This is a genomic window from Amycolatopsis sp. NPDC058340 (assembly GCF_042723975.1).
Taxonomy (GTDB): Bacteria; Actinomycetota; Actinomycetes; order Mycobacteriales; family Pseudonocardiaceae; genus Amycolatopsis.
In genome coordinates this window covers 17,440-35,903 of sequence record NZ_JBHXIB010000055.1, presented here as the reverse complement: position 1 = coordinate 35,903, position 18,464 = coordinate 17,440, and the positions used below count along the sequence as shown (strand labels likewise).

Here is an 18,464-nt window from a genome sequence, read left to right as displayed (position 1 = left end):
GTGCTCACCGCCCTGGGAAGCGATCTCCACAGGGCTGTGTGCCCACTGACGGCGTTTCGGTCGCTGCATAGCCTTCCGCCTACGCGACGTGGCGTGGACGGAAGGAGCGGTCCGATGACGGTGCTCGATGTCGTCTCACCGCGGGAGACGAGGCCGACGATCCGGTTGCCGCTTCTCGTCGGAGCGCGGCGGGGCTGGTTCAGCGTGCTCGACGCGGCTTCAGGACTCGACAGGCCCCTGATCGGGGTGACGGACTGGGACCCCACCCGGCCGCCGGACCGGCATCATCTGGTGCTGGTGACGACACCCCGTCCGAGTGGCGAAGAGCTCGTCGCGGCACTGGCGGCGGCAAGTCAAGCGGACGCCGCCGCGGTCGTGGTGCGCGAAGCGGAACTCGGGATCCCCGCGAGCCCCGGGGTGCCGGTGATCGCGGTGGACGAGCGGGTCGGCTGGGACGAGATCCGCACGCTGGTCCGGTCTCTGCTGTCCGGCACCCGGTTCGGCGCCCGCGGCACGAACCCGACCGCCGGTGGTCTCTTCGATCTCGCCGAGAGCGCGGCGCTCGCGCTGGACGGTGCCGTCGTGCTCACCGACGCCGCCTTCCGTGTGCTCGCTTTCGGATACCGGGGCCCGGCCGACGGGCTCACCAGCGAGACGATCCTCGCCCGCCGAGTCCCGGCGGTAGTGCGGGAGCGGCTCGCGAGGGTGCGCGGCGTCGCTTCCCTCGACGTCCCCGGCGCGGGGCCTCGGTGGGCCGCCCCGGTCGACGTGGGCAAGATGGTCGGCGGCTACGTGGTGTTCGCGCCCGGACCGGACACACCCGAGTTCGCGCCGCGGATGCTGAGCGATGTGGCGGCGGCCGCCGCGGCCTGGTTCATCGACGAGCCCACCGGACGCGCCGACGAGGACGCGATCCGGGCCGAACTGCTGCGTGGACTGCTGACCGGCTCGGGATCGCTGGAGGCACTGACCGAACGGCTCGGCACGAGCGGGCACTGGTGCCTCGTCGCCCTCGGTTCCCACGCTGACGCGCCCGCGGTGACGCCGGACGTCGAGAGCGGGCTGGCACGCTGCGCGCGCATGCTCGACCCGGGCGCGGCCACCGCGATCGTGGGCGACCTCGTCTTCGTCTTGTTCCCCTCCATGCCCGGCTCGGGGCCCGCCGACTTCGCCGAGCGTCTGCGACGGCGTGCCTCCGCGAGTGCGGGAGTGCCGATGGTGGCCTGTGTCGGCCGGCCCTGTGCCACCGGCGACGAGGTCCGCGCCGAACGTGGTCCGCTCCGCCACGCCGTGAGCGTGCTGGTCAGGCGGCCGCTACCGGCCACCGCCGAGCTGGCGAAGCTACGCCCGCACGTCCTGATCGCCGAGCTGGCCTGCCTCGCCGGCGAACATCCGGGCCTGCTCACCGGCGCACTCGACGTGCTGCGCCGCGACGGGTCTCCCCGCGGCGTCGACTACCTGGACACGTTACGGACCTGGTTCGACGCCGGCGGCGACGCGACCCGTGCCGCGGCCGCGCTCCAGGTGCACCGCAACACCTTTCGCTACCGGCTCCAGCGCATCGAAACGTTGTGCGCGGTCGACCTCGACGACCCCGTCCAGCGATTCACGCTCGAGCTGCAGACCCGTCTTCTCGCTCTTCGCGACGGGTGGTGAGCTGTGGCGGTCGCGGACCTGGAGCGGTCCGCTCGTGGCCCCCGTCGGCGTTCCTGTTGCGAAAGCCACTTTCCCAACCTTCAACGTTGCGAAAGTGGCTTTCGCAACACGCCGCCACGGCTTCGTTGCCGCACTGCGCGGCGCAGCAGGATCGCCGACAGGACGACGACCACCAGCACGAGTGCCACCACGACGTCGGGGATCGGACCCAGGGTGTGCTGGATCGCTTGCTGTGCCTCGAATTGCTGGTCGACGCCGAGCGCGCCGCCGACCGCGGCGGTGCCGTCGGTCGCGAGGAAGAGGATCCCGACGGCGAGGAACAACAGGCCGGACAGCAACGACGTCGATTGGGTCCGCAGGGGGCCGATCCGCAGTTCCCGGCCCCGGAGCCAGCGTCGCGAGGACAGGTCGAAGCGGTCCCACAGCAGTGCCAGCAGGAACAGGGGAGCGGCCATGCCGACGGCGTACACCCCCAGCAGCGCGGCGCCGTAAAGGGGCTGCGCGCCGACCGCGGCGACGGTCAGGATGCCGCCGAGGAGCGGGCCGGAGCAGAACCCCGCCAGCCCGTACACGGTCCCGAGGGCGAAGACCGACACGGTGCCGGAGATCCGCAGCCTTCCGCTGATCCGGCCCGCCGCCGCGCTGCCGAACCCGAGGCCGAGAATCGTCATGAGGCCGAAAAGGACCAGCAGGGCGCCGCCTGCCGTGGTGGCGATGTCGCGGTAGCGCGTGAGGAGTTCGCCGATGGCGGCCACGCCCGCACCCAGCGGCACGAGGACGACCAGCAGCCCGGCCAGGAACGCGGCGGTGCGCGAGAGCAGGGTGCCGACGCTCGTGAACGCGTAGGCGAAGAACGACGGCAGCAGAAGGGCCGCGCAGGGACTCACCAGGGACAGAAGTCCGCCCAGGAACGCGGTGAGCAGGCTGACGCCGGTCACGAAAGGCCCGCCAGCGACTGCTCGATCCGTTGCTCGAACAGCTCCACGGGTTGCGCGCCCAGCATCGGATGACCGTTGACCGAGAAGGCGGGGGTGCTGGTCACGCCCAGCGAAGAACCTTCGTTGAGGTCGTTCTGCACTTCTTGGAGCAGTGCCGGCGATTTAGTGTCCTGCTGGAAACGCTCGAGATCGGGAACGCCCGCCTCGCGGGCGAAGGCGAGCAGCCGGTCCGGAGGCAGATCCGGGTGCCCCTTGTCGGGTGCCGCGGCGTAGAGCGCACGGTTGAACTCCCAGAATTTTCCTTGACGGCCCGCCGCGCGTGCGGCCGAGGCCGCCTGCACGGATTGGTCACCGAAGATGGGGAAGTCGCGCCACTCCATGCGGAGTTTGCCCGTGTCGACGTATTTCGCCCTCAGCGTGGGTTCGGTGTCGCGGCTGAACTTCGCGCAGAAGGGGCAGCGGTAGTCCGAGAAGATCACCATGGTCACGGGGGCGTCCGCGCGGCCGACGGCGAGAGGGTCGCCCGGCGTTCGGCGCGCGAGGTCACCGAGAGGGCCGAGGGGCGGCTTGGCGGGCGAGGTGGCGGGGGTGGCCGGAGCGGAGGTCGTGGTGTTCGAGGATGTGGCCGCGTAGATGACGAGCCCGGCCAAGGCGGCCACCAGCGCCAGGACGATGAGCAGGTTCGGAACGCCCTGGCCCCGTCGCGCGCCGCTGTTTCCCCGTGCCATTCCGCGACCTCTCTACTAAGTCGTTAGTAGTTACTACTAAGAACTTAGTAGACGATGGGCCGGGTGTCCGTCCGGGGGTCAGCCGCCGGTGCGGCTCAGGCAGAGAACCGTGATCGAGGTGATGGCGAGGGCGGCGGAGGCCATCGGCGGGATGAGCGCCGCGGTCCCGGCGAGTCCGCGCGAAATCGGCCCGCTGTTGCGAAACAACGACGAACGCCGCCGGTTCAGCCAGGAGAGCCGTGCCTGCATATGTGCCCCGAAGCCGACGACGCCCGGCGGGGAAGCCCCGCCTGCCATCTGCCGCAAGGCCTGGGAGACCGCGTTGCGGCCGCAGGTCTTGACGGCGGCGGCGTCGGCCGCCAGTTCACAGAGGACCGACACCGCGGCCGGGGCCGCGCGGCACAGGGGTATCCAGGGCAGCGCGCGGGCCATCGCGTTGGCAAGGGTGAGCGCGAGGTGGTGGTGCCCGCGCAGATGTGCTCGTTCGTGGGCGAGTACCGCCTCGGTGATGTCCTTCCCGAGGTGTTCCACGGCGGTGGAGGCCACGATGACACCACGGCGGTACTTGCCGACCGAGAACGCGACGGGCAGTTCGCTGTCCACCCACCAGACGCCGTCGGTCACCCGCGCGACGGCGCGGAGACTGGTCGCGTGATCGCGCCGTCGTCGTCCTCCGACGATCAGATCGGAGGCCAGGACGCCGGAAAGGCGGAGGAGCAGCGCCAGCACCGTGACCCCGGTGACCAGCCGGGTGAGCAGCAGCCAGGGGAAGGCGGAGTCCCCGATCGCCTGCCAGCAGGCGGTGGCGAGCCCGAGCGCCCCATCCGGAACCGCCGGATCCGGGCTCAGCAGGATCACGGCCGCCGCCAGCGCGCTCCCGACCATCGCGAGCGCCGCGACCAGCCAGGCGCACAGCGACAGAGACGGATGGACGCGCGGCGTACTGCCGGGACGCAGATACCGCGGTGCTCCGGCGGAAATCACGACCGAGGCGAGCAGCAGGCCGACCGCGAGCGTCATGACCGCTTCGGCTTCCGCCGCGAACGGCCGCGCTCTTCCGTGCCCGTCTCGTCGAGGGCCTGTCGCAGGAACGCGGACTCCTCGGAACTCATGTCGCGCGCGAAGCTCATCAGCACACCCCGGGGGTCACCCAACGAGGTCAGCAGATCCCGCAGCATCTGGGCACCTGCCTCCTCACGCGCGCGGGCCGGGCGGTACGACCAGGCGCGGCCGTCGCGCTCGCGCACGACCCATTCCTTCGTGTGCAGATTGTCGAGGACGGTCATCACCGTCGTATAGGCCAGAGTGCGCTCGGCCTGCAGCGACGCGTGAACCTCCCGCACCGTGCACGGCGCGTCGGTGTCCCACAGCACCGCCATGATGCGGCTCTCCAAATCACCGAGACCGGCCATCCCTTTGATCTACCACAGGACCTCGCGGTGCCGGTACGTCGCCTCCTGTCGCCGTCCGCCGACCGTGTTCGAGGGCATTCGCGGAAACTTCGTACCCTGGTCCCCATAGCCAAGGAGGAATCATGGCCGAAAGCCGATTCGGTGTCGTCGAGGCCGAAGATCTGCCTGAGGATCTTCGCGAGCGCATCGGGGTGATAGCCGAGAAGTCCGGCTTCGTCCCGAACATCTTCCGGGCTCTCGGGCATCGGCCGGACGAACTCCGCGCGTTCCTCGACTACCACGACGTGCTCATGGCGAAGCCGGACGGGCTCAGCAAAGCCGAGCGCGAGCTGGTGGTGGTGGCCACGTCCGGGGCGAACCACTGTGTCTACTGCGTGGTCGCCCACGGCGCGATCCTGCGTGTGCGGTCCAAGGACACGGAACTGGCCGACCGAGTGGCCACCAACCCGTGGGGAGCCGAACTGGACGACCGCGAGCGGGCGATCGTCGACGTGGCACTGGCCCTGACCCGCGAACCGGAACTCTTCGGCCAGAAGGACATCGACAAGGCCCGCGCGGCGGGACTCACCGACGACGAGATCTGGGATGTCGGGGCCATCACCGCGTTCTTCGCCGCATCGAACCGCCTCGCCCATCTCACCGCACTGAAACCCAACGCCGAGTTCTACTCGATGGGCCGCTGACACCTCCCTCCGTTCGCGGGCTCAGCGCTTGGCGACGCTGTAGGCGGCGGTGATGGACTGTGTGATCGAGCCGCCGTCGGCGTCCGTCGCGCTCAAGCGCAGGGAGACGTCGTGCCCTTGGGCGGACGACGGATTGATCCAGTAGGGGTGTACCGGCCTTGGCCGATCGGGATCATGACCGTTCTACGCCGCCTGGTGCGAGCTGCGCCGTCCGACCACGTCCCCGGCAACGGCATGAGCCAGGTCAGAGCTCGATGATCTCTCGTGCGGTCGCGTTGCCGGAGCGGACAGCGCCTTCCATGTAACCGTTCCACTGGACGGCGTATTCGGCGCCGGCCCAGTGGATCCGGCCGATCGGTGGCCGCAGCATGTCGCCGTAGGCGGTCCACACGCCGGGGGCGAAGTGGGCTCCGTAGCAGCCGCGGGTGAACTCCTCGGCGCTCCAGTCCTTTTCCGCGTACGCGGCCGGGGTGGCCGCCTGCGGGCCGAGGTGACGGACGAAGGAATCGATCACGGCCCGGCGGCGCTGGGCATCGGGGAGGCGTTGCCAGCGTCGGGCGTCGCCCCCTTCGACGAAGCCGAGGAGGATGCCGATCTCGCCGCCCGGCGGGGAGACGTCGAAGGTGACCTTGACCGGGCCGGTGTCGGACACGATCTGGCCGTTGAGTCCCTGCTCGCGCCAGAACGGCGTCGGGTACGCGGCGAAGGTCTTGGCGACGGTGCCTGCCGGAAGTTTCTGGGTGAGTTGATCGCGCCAGGCGGGCAGCACCGGGTCGTACCGCAGGCGGCCGGCGAGCGTCGGCGGGAGGGCGATCACGGCATGGTCGGCGGCGAAGTCCTCGCCGTCGCGGGTGGTGACCGTGACGGCGGTGGCGTCGTGGGCCACGGAGACGACCGGGGTGGACAACCGGACGTCGAGGCCGTCGGCGAGCCGTTGGGCCACCAGGACCGAGCCACCCACGACACGGTCCTGCTGGGCACCGCGGTCGACGGCGACGAGGGTTTCGAGGTCGGTGTTGCTGACCGCGTAGAAGAGCGCGTGCAGCAGGGAGAGGTCGTGGGCGTCGGTGGCGAAGATCGCTTCGGTCGCGACTCTGAAGTAGGCCCGCCCGCTCGGGGTGCGCAGAGTGCGGCGTACCCAGGTTTCGAACGTCTGGCCGTCGAGCAGGCGTGCCTTGGGGTGCGCCCACGGCCGGGCGGGGTCGACGGTGCGGGCGAGCCTGCCGAAGCGGGCCAAGCCCTGCGCGAGGTCGGCGAGCGCGACCGGGTTGAGCTTGGGCACGGCGCCTTTGGTGCCGCTGACGAGGGCGCGCTTGCCGCCGAGCCGGATGAGCACCTTGCCCTCGTCGTTCCAGGTGCGGAAGGTTTCGAGTCCGAGTTCGTCGATGAGCTCGTACATCCGGGAGTGTCCGTCGCCGATCCAGGTGCCGCCGAGTTCGATCGGATGGCCGTTGATTTCACCGCCCTCGAGCCTGCCACCGACCCGGTCGCGGGCCTCGAGGACGACCACATCGGCTCCGCTCCGGCTGAGTTCCCGTGCGGCGGACAGTCCCGCCAGCCCCGCGCCGACGACCACGACCTTCATGATTCGCTCCTTGGTTCCGGAGATTCGGTCACGTGACCGAGTTGCCTCAGGCTAGGCGTGCCCGCGCATACCTGACAAGGGTTCGTGGCAAAATCTCGGTCATCCGACCGAAAGAGGGTGGCCATGCCGTACGTCGAGGCGGCGGTTCGACGGCAGCAGTTCATCGCGGCCGCACGCACAGCGCTGGCCGCTCACGGCGTCGCCAAGACATCGGTGCGCGTGGTCGCCGCCGAGGCGGGTGCTCCGCTGGCCACCATGCAGTACGTCTTCCCGTCCAAGGAGAAGCTGCTCCGTGCCGTGATCGAGAGCGTCGTCGACGACATCGCCCAGGTCCTCGCCGAGTCCGCCGCTACCGATGGAGGGCTGGCGAACGCGATCCGGCAGGGGCTCGACGCGTACTGGGCCAGGCTCGTCCGGAACGGGCGCGAGCTGCAGCTGCTCCAATACGAACTCACCATGTACGCCTTGCGCACCGCCGGCCACGAGGACCTCGCCCGGCACCAGTACGAGCGGTACGCCGCCGTCGTCGCCGACTGGTGCCGTCGCGCCGCCGAGCGCGCGGGCGAGACCGTCGTTGTTTCCTTGGACCACTTGGCGCGCATGATCGTCGCCGGCGTGGACGGCCTGACTTTGCAGTACGTCTGCGACCCTGACGACGCACGTGCCCGAGAGGGGCTGGAGTCGTTGAAGGAGATGGCGAAAGGCCTGGCGGGGGTGTGACGGCTGCCGGTCCGCCCGCGGACGGCGCGGGTTCGTTTTCGTCAGCTCGGCTGGCGGGACAGGCTCGCCAGAACCTGCTCGGCGGCCCGCTCGCCTGACGAGGCCGCGTCGGCGAGTGAGGGCATGTCGAGCTGGTAGTCGCCGGCAAGGTGGACGGGGCCGAGGTGTTCGCGCAGCGTCGGCAGTGAGGCGCGTCCGCCGGGTGCCCAGAACGGCACGACGCGGTGGTGGAGCTGAACCGGGTGACGATCTCCTCGTCGGTGAGCTTGAAGAGGTCGTCGGCCACGGCGCCGCCGCGAAATGGGGTATGTCGTCCTCGTTCAGGCAGGTGCTCGCCGAAGAAGCCGGTGAGCTTTTGGTGACCGCGGGGGCGACGTACTCGTCGTGGTCGTGCTCCACGGGGCGTGGCTGGTGTGTCAGGGACGCGCCGCCTGTTCGATGAGTTGGTGCAGTGAGTGGGCGACGTGGAAGTCGGGGACGGTGTGCGAGCCGTCGCGGAGGTCGGTCGCGAGTTGGTGGTACAGGCGCGCGACGTTGGCTGCTTCGGCGGGCAGTGTGCTCGCGTGATCCGCGCTCACCGGGACAGGGGTCCATTCCGGCCTGCCGGGCCGGGTTTCGTGGAGGTCGAGCCGGCCGATCTGCAGCTGTGCTGCCCATGGGCTGGTTTCCGCCGTGGAGGTCAGCGCGAGGTTTCCCTCGGTGCCGGCGATCTCGATGCGTGTCCTGGGTGCGGCCACTTCGCCGTCGTGCAGGTGAACGGACACGATGGCGCCGCTGCCGAGCGCGGCGGTGGCGAGGAAGTGGTCGGGTGCGGTGACTGTGACGGGTTCGCCGGTTTCGGCGATCCGGTGGTCGGGGGAGCGGATGGCCGTTCTGGCGGACAGGTCGCGGATCGGTCCGAGTAGGTGCTGCACGAGATCGAGGGTGTGTCCTCCGAGTACCTCCATCAGCCCGGCGCCGTTGCGGTCGTCGTAGGTGTAGGCGGTCCAGCCGGGAATGTCACGCGTGCTGCCTTTGCCGCGGGAGCTGTAGATCGTCGCCGATTGCACGGTCCCGAGGTCGCCTCGGGTGATCATCGCCCGTGCTCGGCGGATGGCCGGTGAGAACCGTGCTTGGAGGCCGACGGCGGTGCGGACTCGGGCAGCGGACGCGCGGGCGGCCAGTGCGGCGGCTTCGGCCGCTGTTGTGGCCAACGGCCATTCGCAGTAGACGTGTTTGCCGGCGTCGAGCGCCGCGGTGACCAGTTCGACGTGTGCGGGCACTTTGACGGTGACGACCACGAGGTCGACGTCGGGGTGCGCGGCAAGGCCATGAGGGTCGGTGAACGCGTGTAGTGCGCCGAACCGTGCGCGCGCCGCTTCCGCGCTTTCCTTCCGGGTGGTTGCCACCGCGGCCAGCGTGAAGCGGGGCGACGCGGTGATCGCGGGGAGGTGGGCACGCACGGCCCAGCCTCGATCAGGGCTGGCTCCGAGGACTCCGACGCCGATCGGCTTGGTCACCGCACGACCTCCTTAAGCGGGTCACCATGTTCCACTTCCGCGAAGATAGCAGAAGTGGAACATGGTGACCCGGTTGGTTAGGCTGCGGGCATGCAGTCGGCAGTGGAGATGCTGCTCGCCCAGGGCGAGGCCCGTCCGCGGGCGGATGCGCGACGCAATGTCGAGCGGTTGATCGCCGCGGCGCGGCAAGCCCTCGATGAACAGGGGCTCGCTGTCACGACTCGTGACGTCGCACATCGCGCGGGCGTGGGGCTGGGGACCCTCTATCGGCGGGTTCCGTCGTTGGATGCTCTGCTGGCGGCGATCCTCGCCGACATCATCGACGAGATGACCGACCGTGCCCGGCGTGCGGTCGACGATCCTGACCCGTGGCACGGTTTTGCCGAGTTCGCCGACGTGTACGTGCGGTTGCGGGTGTCGAGTTGCGGTCTTCACGACGCGTTGTCCGGGGCGGCGGACGGGCTTGATCTGGCGGTCAGGGTCGACCGGCTTCAGCGAGCGATGAGGCGGCTTGTCCAACGGGTGCAGCACGCCGGGCTGATTCGCGATGACCTCGACTGGCGTGATGTCCCGTTCGTCCTCGCGACCGCGATACCCGCCGACCACACCATCGGCCTCGAAGCGAAACCCGACCAATGGCGCCGGAACCTGCGCGTCATCCTGGACGGTCTCCGTCCTGTGGCTGGCAAATCCGGGGATTTGCCGCGAGGGTGACGTTCCGGTGGCCGCACTCTTCGCGGTGATGGTCCTGGTCGCGTTCGGCGCCTTCGACTGGCACGGCAGCGCACCCGCGCCGCTGAGGCGGATTCCGTGCGGCGAGAGGCGGCGGCCATCAGGGCTCAGCCGAACAGCTGGTCCAGGTGGTAGCGCAGCACGGAGTGAGCGGCTTCCGTGCCGCGCTGTCCGATCAGGACACTGGTGCCCAGCCCGTGGCTGAGGGCGAGCAGACGCGCGGCCTCGGCGGTGACGTCGAGCTCCGGCGCCAGCAGGCCGTCGACTTGGGCCCGCGCCAACGCGTCCGCGAGCTGCTGTTCCAGGTTGTCCACCCCGGTGACGAACGGTTCTTCGGCGAGCTCGGGGTCGGTCATGGCCAGCACCGCGTACGAGGTGCCGACGAGGTGAAATACGCGGCTCTGCTCGTCGGTGGGCAATGCCTCGGCGAGGAAGGCCTCGACGAACGCCCTTGGCGAAACCGGGTCCGGTAACGCGGCCAGCCGCTGCGCCCAGCGCTGATGACTCCGGCGCTCCAGATGCCGTAACGCGCCGAGCATGAGCTGCGCCTTTGTCGCGAAGTAATACTGCACCAGCCGCAGCGAAACCCCGGACTCGGCGGCCACTGCCCGCATCGTCACCGCATGCAGGCCGTCCCGCCCCGCGACCCGCACCAATGCCTCGGCGATCTGCGCACGACGCTCCTCGTGGTCCACCGTCCTCGGCACCGAGCCCTCCCTCCGGCAGGTGACACCCCGTTATGGTACATCTGTATCATAACGGTGGTCGTCGAGATGGCGGTGAGGATCAGTGGGTCGGCGGGAGACTTCCGGCAGCCGGCTGGCCGCGGGCATGCCGGGCAAGGACGAGCCGGGGACCGCGGGCGGGGTCGTGCCGGCGCTGGCGTGCGCGGCGCAGTTCATGGTGGTGCTCGACATCTCGGTGGTCAATGTCGCGTTGCCCTCGATCCAGCGGGCGCTCGGAACCGACGAGGCAGGGCTGCAATGGGTCGTCAACGCCTACGCGCTGACCTTCGCCGGGTTCCTCTTGCTCGGCGGCAGGCTCGCGGACCTGTTCGGCCACAATCGGATCTTCGGACTCGGGCTCGTCGTGTTCTCGGGTGCCAGCCTCGTCGGCGGGCTGGCGGGCTCCGCGTCTCTGGTGATCGTGGCTCGTGCGGTGCAGGGGCTGGGTGCCGCCGTGCTCGCTCCAGCCACCCTGACCGTCCTCACCGCCACCTTCACCGAAGGCACCGCGCGGACGCGTGCCTTGGCCACGTGGACCGCTGTAGGGATCGCGGGCGGCACGGCTGGCAACCTCGTGGGCGGTGTGCTCACCGAGTACCTGACGTGGCGGTCGATTCTGCTGGTCAACGTCCCGATCGGCGCCGTCGTGATCTTCCTGGCGGCTCGCTTCCTTGGCAGAGACGATGGACGCGAGCGGGGGCGTCGCCTCGACGTCGGCGGGGCGGTGCTGGCCACCACCGGTCTCACCTCGCTGACCTACGGCATCGCCCAGGCCCGCACCTACGGTTGGGGCGGGTCGGTGACGATCGTCGCCCTGGCCGCCGGAGCCGTCGCGGTGGTCCTGTTCGTGGTGGTGGAGGCGAGGTTCGCCCGTGCGCCGCTGATCCCGCCGCGCCTGTTCCGGTCGCGGGCACTCACCGCGGGGAACGTGGCGATGCTGCTGGCCGGGGGCTGCCTGAACCCGATGTGGTTCTTCCTGAGCTTGTACATGCAGAAGTCCTTGCGCTACACACCGCTTCAGACCGGTTTGGGTTTTCTGCCGCATACCGTGGTGGCCATTGTCGTCGGTGTACGCGTGACGCCCTGGTTGATGCGCCACGTCGAGGGCCGGGCGTTGATCGTCGCCGGTGCGCTGATCGCCGCGGCGGGGTTCTGGTGGCAGAGCCGGATCACCGCGGACAGTGGTTACCTGCTCGGAATCCTGGGGCCGGCGATCGTGTTCTCGGTCGGCAGCGGGCTGCTCACCACCCCGATCACCACCACGGTCACCTCCGGTATCGACGCCGCGGACGCCGGCGCCGCCTCCGGGTTGATGAACACCACCAAACAGTTCGGCGGCGCACTCGGGCTCGCCGTGCTGGTCACTGTCGCCGGAAGCGACGCCGACACCCCGGACGCGCTGGCCGCGGACTACGGACGTGCGTTCCTGGTCATCGCGGGGCTTCTGGTGGCCGTAGCCGCCGTGGCGCTCACGTTGCCCGGACCGCGACGGCGAGCGTCGTCGTGCGGGTGACCGCGCGTCGCAGTTTTGGGAGCCGGCCCGGACAATCACAAGAGATCGAAGGGGACGGGGGAGTGACCCTCCCAGATCTGGCGGGATGCCTGTTCGGGATAGGGCAGAGTCTTCGACTCGGTGTCCAGGACGCGGGTGAGGTGCCCGCCGGGCCGGTGGGCGGACCAGCCCGCGTCACCGGTGGTGACGAAGCGGACCCATGCCTCCTGGAGTTCGCGGGAGAGCGCGACGGCCTCGGGAGTGGGGTCCTCGCCGATGAGCTGGGTACCGACGGGGCTGTCCAGTGTGCCGAACGCCAGTGGTACGTCGAGGCTGTGGCAAGCGCCCAGGATGCCGCCGAGGGCCGGGGCGGCCCAGCACAGTTCGAAGAGGTACGAGGTGCCGCCCGCCGCGGCGTTCGCCTCGGCCAGTTTCTGTGACGGCATGCGGAAGAGGGCGTCGGAGTACACCGTCTCCACCAGCTCCTCCGGGCCCGCCTGCGGGAACGCGGCACGGTAGGCCCGCGTGCCGTCCGGCCGCGGGGCGAGCAGTTCCAGGGCCGCGTGGGCGTCCTCCTCGGTGAAGGTTCCGTACCGTCCGCTCATGACGCTGAAGTACCGGAATTCGTCCCGCGTGTGGCCGACGAGCAGTTCGGTCCCGCTCGTGCGCGCGCCGGTCAGCGCGGGCCAGGGCGATTCCGGGAAGACCTCGCCGTCGACGACGGGGCACAGCGCGGTGCCGGTCTCCGTGAGGCGTCCCCAGCTCTCCCGGTGCGCGTGGAGGCCGGCGTTGAAGGAGGTGAGCTCGGCGGCCAGGTGCCATGGGTCGATGTCGCGCAGGGCCTCGGCGGTGGGGGCCGCCGCGCCGAGCCGGTCCGCGAACGCGGCGGTGATCTCCCGGGCCAGCGCGGGGGTGCTGTGCAGCCCCGGCACCGAATGGGCGATGGCCCGCCGGAACAGGCCGCGCGCGGACTTCATCGTCAACAGGGCGGCGACCGAGCCCGCCCCGGCGGACACCCCGCCCACGGTGACCCGGCCGGGGTCGCCTCCGAAGGCGGCGATGTTGCGCCGCACCCACTCCAGCGCCGCGATCTGGTCGAGGAACCCACGGTTGGGTGGCGCGTCGTCGAGGAACGCGAATCCCTCCGCGCCCACGCGGCAGTTGATGGTCACCACGACGACTCCCGCCTCGGCCAGCGCCGCCGGGTCGTACATCGGATCGCTCGACGCCGCCGAGAGGTAGCCGCCCACGGGGATCCACACCAGCACCGGCAGACCCGCCGCGCCGGGATCCGGAGTGCCGACGTTGAGCGTCAGCCAGTCGGTGCCCTGCGGGGGCACGTCGATCGGCAGGGACAGCGGCACCACAGGACCGAACTCGATCGCCTGCCTCGTCCCCTCCCAGCGGTGCGGCGGCGCGGGCGCGGCGAAGCGGAGCGTTCCGACCGGGGGCTGGGCATAGGGGATACCGCGGAACACCGCGTGCCCCTGCCGCCAGAGCCCCTGCACCACGCCCTCCGTGGTCCGTACCTTTGGCTGTTCGGACATGACGATTCCCTCCCTCGAGTGCACCCCAGGGTTATAGGTCAGGTGTATTATGTCAACTGTATTGGAAAGATCCCGGGGGGACGAGGGAGGGGACGGCGATGCCGAAACAGGTGGATCACCGCGGACGCCGAGAAGCGATCGCCCGCGCACTGTGGCGGGTGGTGGAGCAGCGCGGCGTCACACACCTGACGATGCGCGTGGTGGCACAGGAGGCGGGCATGTCACTCGGGCAGCTGCAGCACTACTTCGCCTCCCGGACCGCCATGCTCTCCTTCGCCATGGATTTCGCGTCCGAGCAGACCGCGGTGCGCGTAGGCCAGGGGCTCGAAAAGCTCGGTGACCGTCCGCACCCCCGCGACGTGCTGCGGCTGACGCTCGCGGAAATGCTCCCCCTGCATGCCGACGCCCGCGCGACCAGCCGGATGAACGCCGCCTACGTCCTGGAGGCACTGCACGACGAGGCCGTACACGACCATGCGCGCCGCGGCCTCGTCGAAGGGCGGGCCCTCGTCGAGCAGGCGGTCCGCCAGGCGATCGCCGACGGGTACGTCGACTCCGGCCGCGACCCGGCGACCGAGACCAACCTGCTCCTCGCCCTCACCGGCTTCGCCTCCCTGATCGAACTCGACGTGATCGAGCCCCAGGACGCGCTCGCCGCGATCGACGTGCATCTGGATCGGCTGTTCGGGAGTGCGTGACCTGACCGATCACCTGCACGCCGGACGGCGAGACCGGCGTGCAGTGTTTCCGGCTTGTGCCGAACTGGCGGTTTCGGTTGATCGTTTTGCCGCGCACGATTCCGCGGTCTCGGTGACGTCGCTGAGTGTCCAAAGTGACCACATCCTCGTGGCGAGCGGCACGACTTCCTGTACACCGACGAAGCATCACGCGAAAGGGATGTTGATCCTTCGCGCCCTCCAGGCGACGGCGAACGGGAATTCCACCCTCTCCGTTATGTGTGACGACACCGAACGGCCATGGACCATGAAGATCCCGGTCCGGGAACTGGGCAAGTGGAGCCGTGGTGTCGTCACCACCGTCAAGGGCGCTTTGGTGGTGTCCACCGGCACCGGCACACAACGGGTCGAGATCTACACGCTCCTCAGGGCGAACTGACTCGCGCCGCATTGCGTCGTTTGTTCTCCGTTCATTCTCGTCGTTCCACTTGTGTCACATGCCCGACAGCAGCGCGGAAGTCGCGCTCACGGTTGGCGAGTACTGCATCCGAACCGCCGAGAGCGGCAAAGTGAGTGCGTTCAGTCATCCGCACCGCGGGCTGATGGGGGAGCGGGTTCTGCTCGCTGGAAGCGTGGGTGGGCCGCCAGTACCAGTGCGAGGAACGTGATCGCGACACCGACGAACGTGGCGGAGGAGAGCCTCGGGCCGGGTGTGAGCGCGTCCAACGCGACCGCGCCGAGCAACTGGCCGGTCACACTGGCCAGCCCGAAGACCAGCACTCCGATGTGCCGGACGGGGACCGTGGCCACTGCGATGACACCGATGCCGATCACCCCGGCCAGGTAGAGCGGCGGCTCAGCCGGCAGACGCCCAGGCGGATCCCAGCCGAGCGCGACGCGGATCGCCAGGGCGAGGGCGAGTGAGACGGCCGCGACGGTGAAATTGATCAGCGTGGGCGGCCACGGCGACCTGGCGGCTGCTCCGACTCGCCCATTCAACGCCGACTGCACCGCGACCGCCGCACCGGCGAGTACGGGCAATACCACCAGTGCCAGGGTTCCTGGGCTGTCCCACGCATCGTGCCCGGCCACCGCGACCGCTGCCACACAGGCCACGGCACCCGCCGTCCGCGCCACCGTGATCGGGCGCTGACCACCGGGCCCATTCGAGAACCGGTCCACGACCAGACCACCGACAGCCGAGCCGCCCACGGCGGCCACGGTGAACATGGCCACTCCGACGGACCCGACGCTGATTCCCTGGCCAGCCACGAACAGCGCACCGCAGACACCACCCGCCAGATGCCACCACCGGACACCGCCGGTGCGCACCGCCGTACGGATCAGACCCAGTCCACGTCGTCCGGCAGGGAGAACTGGAACAAAGACCAGCAGGAGGACGAGGCCGACCAGCGTCGACGCCAGCGTCGACGCGATCCCGTCGCCCACCCGTGAACCGAGTTCCCCGTTCAACCGTGCCTGAAGGGCCAGCCCGGCGCCAGCGGTCACCGCCCCGGCTACTGGTGCAAGGCCTCGACCTCGTCCCGTCGACGGATCCGGCTCCACCGATCTGCCACGCCCAGTCACTGGCCGAACAGTGGCAGCGCCGACTCCCACCCGCGCCGAAATGTCACGAACGCCACAATCCATCCGTCCGCGCAGACGAACTGTTTCGACCGCGTCCGCCAATCGGCATGTTCGGTCACCGTCACCATGATCGGTCCGCACGGTGGATCTGAAACATGTTCTCTCGGTGGATCACCTGGCGATGATCCACCGACTGGCGACCTGGCGGTCTCGCCACGGCTGGCAAACGCCACCTGGTCTTGCCGCCCTGCCACGGCCAAGGGGCAGCAAGTTGCAACGAAAGGCGGAGTGCCCGCCCTCACCCGCCGGGATCGGGTGCGGTCAACACACGCTTCTTCACCAAACCGCGTGCGGTCGGTTGTCACGGAGAAACGCGGTCGCATCCGACGGACAGAACCAAATGGGACACATCGTCCGGCCGATGTCGATCACGTTGCAGTACCGCGCTGTCCGGTGGGCTGACGCCTAGCTTGTAGCCATGCGGCGGCGAGACGCTATCGCGACGAGTACATCGGCGGGGCAGGCGATCACGTCGGCATCGACCAGCGGCTCTGTGTAGCGTCCTGGCCAAAGGACTCCCATGTTCGGTCGGACCGTTCCCATTCCAGCCTCGGCGACGGCGATGCGTTGCTGCGGACCGTCGGGGCGAGCGGTCCCTCGTCTCGAGTCGAGGAGGCCGACACAGGTACGTGTGTCGGGACACCGCCACCGGCCATTCACGATCGCTGAATTAGCTTGCGGTCTTTGGTGTCGTCCAGCTTGAACGGCGGATTCGACAGGCGCCGACCTCCTCGAAAGTCCGCCAGTGCCTCCGGCCGGAGCGGTGACGGGTCACGGCCTCCCGCACCAACGACAGGAACAGCTCATGCTCGCGCGGAGGGAACTGGTATCGGAGGCTACTACGTACGTAGTCTTCAGCACTACTATTGCAGTGACTATTACTATGAGCGTAGTCTGCGTATGTGTCTGCACGACGTGAACAACTCCTCGACGCCGCGATCTCGGTCCTTGGTGAGCGTGGCATCCACGGCCTGACCCACCGCGCCATCGACGCCGCCGCCGGGCTGCCCACCGGCTCGGCCTCCAATCACTTCCGCACCCGGGACGCCTTGCTCAACGCGGTCGTGGAACGCACGTCCGACCGGGAGCGCGCGAGCTGGGAAGCCCTCGCGACGACGTACTACCCGGTCACGCCGGAAGAGCTGGCTCAGGCGATGGCCGGGCTCGCCCTCGAGGCGACCGGCCCGAACCGGACGCTGACCCTGGCCCGGTACGCGATCCTCGTCGAGGCCGGCATCCACCCCACGCTGCGGCCACAGCTGCTGGCCACCGGTGCCCGGGTCAACGCCTGGTTCACGAACTGGCTGCGCGCCTCCGGGTCCACCGATCCCGGACGTGACGCGCCCATCATCGCCAACCACTGGACCGGGATCGTGCTGCACGAACTGGCCATCCCGGACCCGGCGTTCGACCCCTACCCGCAGATCGCGGCGCTCGTGACGAGCGTCGTCCGCCCCCGCTCCGAGGAGGTCCCGACATGACCGGCAAACGACCGGCACCGGACAGCGACGCGATCTGGCGGGTCATCGCCGCGCAACGCACCAGCCTGGCAGACCTGCTCGACGACCTATCGGACGACCAGTGGCGTCGGCCGTCGCTGTGCGCCGGCTGGACCGTTCGCGACGTCGCCGCGCACCTGACGCTGCAACAGCTCGGCCTCCGCGACCTGATCGCGACAATGGCCCATTGGCGCGGCAGCATGGACCGGACCATCCAGGACGCGGCCCGCCGGCGCGCCGCGGAACTGTCGACCGCCCGGATCACCGCCGAGCTCCGCGCGACGGCCGGCTCGCGGCGGCACACCCTCGGCGTCACCTACCTGGAAACGCTCACCGACATCCTCATCCACGCCCAAGACATCGCCATCCCCCTCGGCCTCCGCCACGAGATGCCACCGGACGCGGCGGCCGTCGCCGCGGACAGGGTGCTGTCCATGCGCTGGCCGCCGCCCCTCCCGTCGGCGCGCAAGGTGGCCGGCTTCCGGCTGACCGCCACCGACATCTCCTGGGCCACCGGCGCCGGTCCGGAGGTCCGCGGCCCGATGAGCGCGCTGCTACTGGTCTGCGCCGGCCGCCTGGCCGCCCTCCCGCGCCTTTCCGGCGACGGCGCCGGCGATCTCGCGGGCCGCCTTTCAGCATCCGCATCGGCGTGACCTCGACCCGCAGTGTCCAGCGGGTCGGTACCGGCGACGACAAGATTGTCACCACCTCGACAACCTGAGGCGGTGAGACCTGGTCCATGTCGGCGGACTTCGTGTACGCGATCGGTGGCCGGAGTGCCCTCGGGTAAAAGGTCGGGCATCCGAAGTCACCTGAACATCGCTTGGTCGAGTTCATGACCGGGTTTCCGTACGTATGCCGTCGCCGCGGTGTCCACCGCGACCGTTGAGCTGTGGGACGATGGTGCTGTTGACGGCAGAAAGC

General features: G+C 69.6%; 19 protein-coding genes. 9 read left to right on the top strand and 10 right to left on the bottom strand.

Going from position 1 to position 18,464, the window contains the following annotated elements; genetic code table 11:
* Nucleotides 1–114 precede the first annotated feature (114 nt).
* Nucleotides 115–1,656, top strand: a complete 1,542-nt coding sequence (locus ACFWIW_RS35865; RefSeq protein WP_378372536.1) for a PucR family transcriptional regulator — start codon at nucleotides 115–117, stop codon at nucleotides 1,654–1,656.
* Between the two features lie 80 nt (nucleotides 1,657–1,736).
* Here ACFWIW_RS35865 and ACFWIW_RS35860 read toward each other — a convergent pair whose 3' ends face one another.
* The 4 genes from ACFWIW_RS35860 to ACFWIW_RS35845 all read right to left on the bottom strand — a co-directional run bounded on the left by ACFWIW_RS35860 (nucleotide 1,737) and on the right by ACFWIW_RS35845 (nucleotide 4,734).
* Complete coding sequence (locus ACFWIW_RS35860; protein ID WP_378372535.1) at nucleotides 1,737–2,594, bottom strand: cytochrome c biogenesis CcdA family protein; 858 nt, start codon at nucleotides 2,592–2,594, stop codon at nucleotides 1,737–1,739.
* Nucleotides 2,591–3,322: a DsbA family protein gene (locus ACFWIW_RS35855; protein ID WP_378372534.1), complete on the bottom strand. Its 732-nt coding sequence runs from the start codon at nucleotides 3,320–3,322 to the stop codon at nucleotides 2,591–2,593. Before ACFWIW_RS35855 ends, ACFWIW_RS35860 begins: the two co-directional genes overlap by 4 nt.
* A gap of 78 nt (nucleotides 3,323–3,400) precedes the next feature.
* A complete protein-coding gene (locus ACFWIW_RS35850; protein WP_378372533.1) occupies nucleotides 3,401–4,342 on the bottom strand; it encodes a M56 family metallopeptidase in 942 nt (313 codons plus the stop codon).
* Nucleotides 4,339–4,734, bottom strand: a complete 396-nt coding sequence (locus ACFWIW_RS35845) for a BlaI/MecI/CopY family transcriptional regulator (protein WP_378372532.1) — start codon at nucleotides 4,732–4,734, stop codon at nucleotides 4,339–4,341. Before ACFWIW_RS35845 ends, ACFWIW_RS35850 begins: the two co-directional genes overlap by 4 nt.
* Nucleotides 4,735–4,856: 122 nt before the next feature.
* On the opposite strand from ACFWIW_RS35845, the gene ACFWIW_RS35840 reads away from it, so the two are divergent.
* Nucleotides 4,857–5,417 (top strand): peroxidase-related enzyme, encoded by a 561-nt coding sequence (locus ACFWIW_RS35840; RefSeq protein ID WP_378372531.1) that lies wholly within the window; start codon nucleotides 4,857–4,859, stop codon nucleotides 5,415–5,417.
* A gap of 244 nt (nucleotides 5,418–5,661) precedes the next feature.
* On the opposite strand, the gene ACFWIW_RS35835 is transcribed toward ACFWIW_RS35840, so the two are convergent.
* Entirely contained in the window at nucleotides 5,662–7,002 is a 1,341-nt protein-coding gene (locus ACFWIW_RS35835; RefSeq protein WP_378372530.1) for a flavin monoamine oxidase family protein, read from the bottom strand.
* A 123-nt stretch (nucleotides 7,003–7,125) separates the two neighbouring features.
* Between ACFWIW_RS35835 and ACFWIW_RS35830 the strand changes: the two genes are divergently transcribed.
* A complete protein-coding gene (locus ACFWIW_RS35830) occupies nucleotides 7,126–7,722 on the top strand; it encodes a TetR/AcrR family transcriptional regulator (protein ID WP_378372529.1) in 597 nt (198 codons plus the stop codon).
* Between the two features lie 41 nt (nucleotides 7,723–7,763).
* Here ACFWIW_RS35830 and ACFWIW_RS35825 read toward each other — a convergent pair whose 3' ends face one another.
* Nucleotides 7,764–7,940 (bottom strand): hypothetical protein, encoded by a 177-nt coding sequence (locus tag ACFWIW_RS35825; protein WP_378372528.1) that lies wholly within the window; start codon nucleotides 7,938–7,940, stop codon nucleotides 7,764–7,766.
* 198 nt (nucleotides 7,941–8,138) lie between these two features.
* Nucleotides 8,139–9,221: a Gfo/Idh/MocA family protein gene (locus tag ACFWIW_RS35820; protein WP_378372527.1), complete on the bottom strand. Its 1,083-nt coding sequence runs from the start codon at nucleotides 9,219–9,221 to the stop codon at nucleotides 8,139–8,141.
* Nucleotides 9,222–9,311: 90 nt separating this feature from the next.
* Between ACFWIW_RS35820 and ACFWIW_RS35815 the strand changes: the two genes are divergently transcribed.
* Nucleotides 9,312–9,935, top strand: a complete 624-nt coding sequence (locus ACFWIW_RS35815) for a TetR/AcrR family transcriptional regulator (protein WP_378372526.1) — start codon at nucleotides 9,312–9,314, stop codon at nucleotides 9,933–9,935.
* A gap of 125 nt (nucleotides 9,936–10,060) precedes the next feature.
* Here the strand turns inward: ACFWIW_RS35815 and ACFWIW_RS35810 are convergent, their stop codons facing one another.
* Nucleotides 10,061–10,660 carry a TetR/AcrR family transcriptional regulator gene (locus tag ACFWIW_RS35810; protein WP_378372525.1) on the bottom strand — a complete coding sequence of 200 codons (600 nt, stop codon included), beginning with the start codon at nucleotides 10,658–10,660 and terminating at the stop codon, nucleotides 10,061–10,063.
* A gap of 82 nt (nucleotides 10,661–10,742) precedes the next feature.
* On the opposite strand from ACFWIW_RS35810, the gene ACFWIW_RS35805 reads away from it, so the two are divergent.
* The gene (locus tag ACFWIW_RS35805; RefSeq protein ID WP_378372524.1) at nucleotides 10,743–12,191 is read left to right on the top strand and encodes an MFS transporter; all 1,449 of its coding nucleotides are present in this window, start codon (nucleotides 10,743–10,745) and stop codon (nucleotides 12,189–12,191) included.
* Nucleotides 12,192–12,226: 35 nt separating this feature from the next.
* Here ACFWIW_RS35805 and ACFWIW_RS35800 read toward each other — a convergent pair whose 3' ends face one another.
* The gene (locus ACFWIW_RS35800; RefSeq protein ID WP_378372523.1) at nucleotides 12,227–13,717 is read right to left on the bottom strand and encodes a carboxylesterase/lipase family protein; all 1,491 of its coding nucleotides are present in this window, start codon (nucleotides 13,715–13,717) and stop codon (nucleotides 12,227–12,229) included.
* Between the two features lie 98 nt (nucleotides 13,718–13,815).
* Here ACFWIW_RS35800 and ACFWIW_RS35795 point away from each other — a divergent pair, with 98 nt between their 5' ends.
* Together ACFWIW_RS35795 and ACFWIW_RS35790 are read left to right on the top strand one after the other, a co-directional pair.
* The gene (locus ACFWIW_RS35795; protein WP_378372522.1) at nucleotides 13,816–14,415 is read left to right on the top strand and encodes a TetR/AcrR family transcriptional regulator; all 600 of its coding nucleotides are present in this window, start codon (nucleotides 13,816–13,818) and stop codon (nucleotides 14,413–14,415) included.
* 256 nt (nucleotides 14,416–14,671) lie between these two features.
* Nucleotides 14,672–14,833, top strand: a complete 162-nt coding sequence (locus ACFWIW_RS35790) for a hypothetical protein (RefSeq protein WP_378372521.1) — start codon at nucleotides 14,672–14,674, stop codon at nucleotides 14,831–14,833.
* A 140-nt stretch (nucleotides 14,834–14,973) separates the two neighbouring features.
* Here the strand turns inward: ACFWIW_RS35790 and ACFWIW_RS35785 are convergent, their stop codons facing one another.
* A complete protein-coding gene (locus ACFWIW_RS35785; protein WP_378372520.1) occupies nucleotides 14,974–15,903 on the bottom strand; it encodes a DMT family transporter in 930 nt (309 codons plus the stop codon).
* A 1,040-nt stretch (nucleotides 15,904–16,943) separates the two neighbouring features.
* Between ACFWIW_RS35785 and ACFWIW_RS35780 the strand changes: the two genes are divergently transcribed.
* Both ACFWIW_RS35780 and ACFWIW_RS35775 read left to right on the top strand, forming a co-directional pair.
* Nucleotides 16,944–17,522 (top strand): TetR/AcrR family transcriptional regulator, encoded by a 579-nt coding sequence (locus ACFWIW_RS35780; RefSeq protein WP_378372519.1) that lies wholly within the window; start codon nucleotides 16,944–16,946, stop codon nucleotides 17,520–17,522.
* A complete protein-coding gene (locus ACFWIW_RS35775) occupies nucleotides 17,519–18,193 on the top strand; it encodes a maleylpyruvate isomerase family mycothiol-dependent enzyme (protein WP_378372518.1) in 675 nt (224 codons plus the stop codon). Before ACFWIW_RS35780 ends, ACFWIW_RS35775 begins: the two co-directional genes overlap by 4 nt.
* The last annotated feature ends 271 nt before the right edge of the window (nucleotides 18,194–18,464 follow it).